At 48.3% G+C, this 5,462-nt stretch carries 2 tRNA genes and 2 rRNA genes; all 4 read right to left on the reverse strand.

Going from position 1 to position 5,462, the window contains the following annotated elements:
* Positions 1-22: 22 nt before the first annotated feature.
* The 4 genes from AC2SLM_RS12680 to AC2SLM_RS12695 all read right to left on the reverse strand — a co-directional run bounded on the left by AC2SLM_RS12680 (position 23) and on the right by AC2SLM_RS12695 (position 5,223).
* Positions 23-2,875, reverse strand: a 23S ribosomal RNA gene (locus AC2SLM_RS12680).
* 327 nt (positions 2,876-3,202) lie between these two features.
* A tRNA-Ala gene (locus AC2SLM_RS12685) sits at positions 3,203-3,278 on the reverse strand.
* Positions 3,279-3,456: 178 nt separating this feature from the next.
* Positions 3,457-3,533, reverse strand: a tRNA-Ile gene (locus AC2SLM_RS12690).
* A gap of 153 nt (positions 3,534-3,686) precedes the next feature.
* Positions 3,687-5,223 (reverse strand): 16S ribosomal RNA (locus AC2SLM_RS12695).
* The 16S and 23S rRNA genes sit together here with 2 tRNA genes alongside, the layout of an rRNA operon.
* Between the last annotated feature and the right edge of the window lie 239 nt (positions 5,224-5,462).

Here is a 5,462-nt window from a genome sequence, read left to right on the forward strand (position 1 = left end):
TACAAAACCACTTGGGTGTTGTATGGTCAAGCCAAACGAGCAATTAGTACAGGTTAGCTACACGCATCACTGCGCTTCCACACCCTGCCTATCAACGTTGTAGTCTTCAACGGCTCTTAAGGGAAATCTAATCTTGAGGTTGGCTTCCCGCTTAGATGCTTTCAGCGGTTATCCAATCCGAACGTAGCTACCGGGCAATGCCATTGGCATGACAACCCGAACACCAGCGGTTCGTCCACTCTGGTCCTCTCGTACTAGGAGCAGATCCTCTCAAATTTCCAACGCCCACGGTAGATAGGGACCGAACTGTCTCACGACGTTCTAAACCCAGCTCGCGTACCTCTTTAAATGGCGAACAGCCATACCCTTAGGACCTGCTTCAGCCCTAGGATGAGATGAGCCGACATCGAGGTGCCAAACACCGCCGTCGATATGAACTCTTGGGCGGTATCAGCCTGTTATCCCCAGAGTACCTTTTATCCGTTGAGCGATGGCCCTTCCATACAGAACCACCGGATCACTAAGACCTACTTTCGTACCTGCTCGACTTGTGGGTCTCGCAGTTAAGCGCGCTTTTGCCTTTATACTCTATGAACGATTTCCGACCGTTCTGAGCGCACCTTCGTACTCCTCCGTTACTCTTTAGGAGGAGACCGCCCCAGTCAAACTACCCACCATACATTGTCCTCGGTATTGTTATACCTGAGTTAGAACCCCAACATGACCAGGGTGGTATTTCAAGGTTGGCTCCACAAATACTGGCGTATCTGCTTCAAAGCCTCCCACCTATCCTGCACAAGTCAGGTCAAAGTTCAATGTAAAGCTGTAGTAAAGGTTCACGGGGTCTTTCCGTCTAGCCGCGGGTACACAGCATCTTCACTGCGATTTCGATTTCACTGAGTCTCTGCTGGAGACAGCGCTGCCATCATTATGCCATTCGTGCAGGTCGGAACTTACCCGACAAGGAATTTCGCTACCTTAGGACCGTTATAGTTACGGCCGCCGTTTACTGGGGCTTCGATCAAGACCTTCGCATACGCTAAGCCCATCAATTAACCTTCCAGCACCGGGCAGGCATCACACCCTATACGTCCACTTTCGTGTTTGCAGAGTGCTGTGTTTTTAATAAACAGTTGCAGCAGCCTGGTATCTGCGACTGTCAATAGCTTACGGAGCAAGTCCTTCACCATCGACAGCGTACCTTCTCCCGAAGTTACGGTACCATTTTGCCTAGTTCCTTCAGCAGAGTTCTCTCAAGCGCCTTGGTATTCTCTACCTGATCACCTGTGTCGGTTTAGGGTACGATTCGTTTATGACTATCGTTTAGAAGCTTTTCCTGGAAGCATGGTATTTGCCACTTCGCTGTACAAGTACAGCTTGCTATCAGATCTCAGTATTAACAGCCCGGATTTACCTAAGCCGTCTACCTACATCCTTTCACTCAGACAACCATCGCTGAGCTGGCATAACCTTCTCCGTCCCTCCATCACATCATAAACAAGTATCAGAATATTAACTGATTTCCCATCGACTACGCCTTTCGGCCTCGCCTTAGGGGTCGACTCACCCAGCCCCGATTAACGTTGGACTGGAACCCTTGATCTTCCGGCGTGGATGCTTTTCACACCCATTATCGTTACTCACGTCAGCATTCGCTCTTGTGATACCTCCAGCATGCCTTACGACACACCTTCACAGGCTTACACAACGCTCCCCTACCACTTGAAACATGTTCAAATCCGCAGCTTCGGCTCCTAGTTTGAGCCCCGTTACATCTTCCGCGCGGGCCGACTCGACTAGTGAGCTATTACGCTTTCTTTAAAGGATGGCTGCTTCTAAGCCAACCTCCTAGCTGTCTATGCCTTCCCACTTCGTTTCCCACTTAACTAGGAATTTGGGGCCTTAGCTGGCGGTCTGGGTTGTTTCCCTCTCCACGATGGACGTTAGCACCCACCGTGTGTCTCCCGGATATCACTCATCGGTATTCGGAGTTTGCATCGGTTTGGTAAGTCGGTATGACCCCCTAGCCGAAACAGTGCTCTACCCCCAATGGTGTTCGTCCGAGGCGCTACCTAAATAGCTTTCGGGGAGAACCAGCTATCACCGAGTTTGATTAGCCTTTCACCCCTATCCACAAGTCATCCCCTAGCTTTTCAACGATAGTGGGTTCGGTCCTCCGGTGCCTGTTACGGCACTTTCAACCTGCTCATGGATAGATCACTCGGTTTCGGGTCTATACCCTGCAACTAATTCGCCCTATTAAGACTCGGTTTCCCTACGGCTCCCCTAATGGTTAACCTTGCTACAGAATATAAGTCGCTGACCCATTATACAAAAGGTACGCGGTCACGGATCAAGTCCGCTCCCACTGCTTGTACGCACACGGTTTCAGGTTCTATTTCACTCCCCTCACAGGGGTTCTTTTCGCCTTTCCCTCACGGTACTGGTTCACTATCGGTCAGTCAGGAGTATTTAGCCTTGGAGGATGGTCCCCCCATCTTCATACAGGATTTCTCGTGTCCCGCACTACTTAATATGCTTGCATTTATGTTTCGAATACGGGGCTATCACCCACTATGGCCAGTTTTCCCACACTGTTCTTCTACATAAAATTAAGTCGGCTCCTCCCCGTTCGCTCGCCGCTACTAGGGGAATCTCTATTGATGTCTTTTCCTAAGGGTACTGAGATGTTTCACTTCCCCTCGTTCGCTTCCTAATAAATTAGGATACCTAACTTACGTTAGGTGGGTTTCCCCATTCAGAAATCTCCGGATCACAGATTATTGCCATCTCCCCGAAGCTTATCGCAGGCTGTCACGTCTTTCATCGCCTCTGACTGCCAAGGCATCCACCATGTGCGCTTAATTACTTGACCATACAACCCCAAAGGGTCTTTGTCAGCAATTATAACGATATCACCTTGATAATTTACGCTTGATTCAGTTCTCTTTACTTTGTAACCAACCTCTTGGGATAACAACTGATGTCGTTAAAAGGCTGGTTACTGGTTAATACTTAAACGTGAAAGTTTAGGTATTAACCGTATTACAACTCATATCTATGTTTTTAAATAGTAATGACGCTGTCATCCAGTCGTCATATTCTCTCTGTATAAAACAGAAGTAAGGAATCGTTTTACTGATTGCTTAGTTCTGGTTTATCTTATATCTGTTTACTGTTCGCTTTAGAGTCTATTAAAATATGGTGGAGCCAAGGAGAGTCGAACTCCTGACCTCCTGCGTGCAAGGCAGGCGCTCTACCAACTGAGCTATGGCCCCTGAGAAGCGTTAAAAAATTGCATCGCAATTTTAGCTTCGCAAGGGAAATCCCTTAAAGGGGATTTTCAAAAAGCTTAAATTACTTTCTGAGCTCTTTTTATTAACTCTTAGCAAGAGAAAATTGCTTACGCATTGAACGTTTTTACAATAAGCTGTTGTATCTACCATGCTAATAATATGGTGGGTCTGATAAGACTTGAACTTATGACCCCCGCGTTATCAACACGGTGCTCTAACCAGCTGAGCTACAGACCCTGAGCGAGGATATAGATGAAGCACTGCTTCATCCCGAGCGCAAGAGAAATTTCCTTTAAGGGAAATTTCTATAAGTCTTGCTTCCTCGAAAGCTTTTAACGACTAAAACCAAAGAACAACTTGTTGTGAATTCTTGCTGACCGGATGCGTCAATAAGGAGGTGATCCAGCCGCAGGTTCCCCTACGGCTACCTTGTTACGACTTCACCCCAGTCATCAACCACACCGTGGTGAGCGCCATCCTAAAAGGTTAGGCTACCCACTTCTGGTGCAATCAACTCCCATGGTGTGACGGGCGGTGTGTACAAGGCCCGGGAACGTATTCACCGCGGCATTCTGATCCGCGATTACTAGCGATTCCGACTTCATGGAGTCGAGTTGCAGACTCCAATCTGGACTACGATAGGCTTTTTGAGATTCGCATCACATCGCTGTGTAGCAGCCCTCTGTACCTACCATTGTAGCACGTGTGTAGCCCTGGTCGTAAGGGCCATGATGACTTGACGTCGTCCCCGCCTTCCTCCAGTTTGTCACTGGCAGTATCCTTAGAGTCCCCGGCCGAACCGCTGGTAACTAAGGAAAAGGGTTGCGCTCGTTGCGGGACTTAACCCAACATCTCACGACACGAGCTGACGACAGCCATGCAGCACCTGTATTCTAATTCCCGAAGGCACTCCCGCATCTCTGCAGGATTCTAGATATGTCAAGACCAGGTAAGGTTCTTCGCGTTGCATCGAATTAAACCACATGCTCCACCGCTTGTGCGGGCCCCCGTCAATTCATTTGAGTTTTAACCTTGCGGCCGTACTCCCCAGGCGGTCTACTTATTGCGTTAGCTGCGTCACTAAGGGATCAAGTCCCCCAACGACTAGTAGACATCGTTTACGGCGTGGACTACCAGGGTATCTAATCCTGTTTGCTACCCACGCTTTCGAACCTCAGTGTCAGTATGATGCCAGGAGGCTGCCTTCGCCATCGGTATTCCTTCAGATCTCTACGCATTTCACCGCTACACCTGAAATTCTACCTCCCTCTCACCTACTCTAGCTCACCAGTATCAGATGCAGTTCCCAGGTTAAGCCCGGGGATTTCACATCTGACTTAATAAGCCACCTACGCTCGCTTTACGCCCAGTAATTCCGATTAACGCTTGCACCCTCTGTATTACCGCGGCTGCTGGCACAGAGTTAGCCGGTGCTTATTCTGCAGCTAATGTCATCGCTTATGGGTATTAACCATAAGGTCTTCTTCACTGCTTAAAGTGCTTTACAACCAAAAGGCCTTCTTCACACACGCGGCATGGCTGGATCAGGGTTGCCCCCATTGTCCAATATTCCCCACTGCTGCCTCCCGTAGGAGTCCGGACCGTGTCTCAGTTCCGGTGTGGCTGATCATCCTCTCAGACCAGCTACAGATCGTCGCCTTGGTAGGCCTTTACCCCACCAACTAGCTAATCCGACTTAGGCTCATCCAATAGCGAGAGCGCAAGCGCCCCCTTTTCCCCGTAGGGTGTATGCGGTATTAATACGAGTTTCCCCGTGCTATCCCCCACTACTGGGCAGATTCCTAAGTATTACTCACCCGTCCGCCGCTCGACGCCTGATAGCAAGCTATCATCGTTTCCGCTCGACTTGCATGTGTTAAGCCTGCCGCCAGCGTTCAATCTGAGCCATGATCAAACTCTTCAGTTTAATCTTGCTATGAAGTCCTTTAAAGAGACTTCTAAACTTGGCTCATCCTATTACTAGCAAATTTGCTTTCCGTATGTTCATATAATGAATTAACTTCGAGTTTCTTTACTAATTAAAGAATGATAATTTTTATAGTTAGTCACTACCCCGATAAGAGATAGCCCCAACTTTAATTTTTAGCATCCTAAATCAGCAAAAATCCACACAAGTTGTTCTTTGATTTTAGCTTTTAAATAGTT

This window comes from Psychrobacter sp. CX16 (assembly GCF_057396245.1).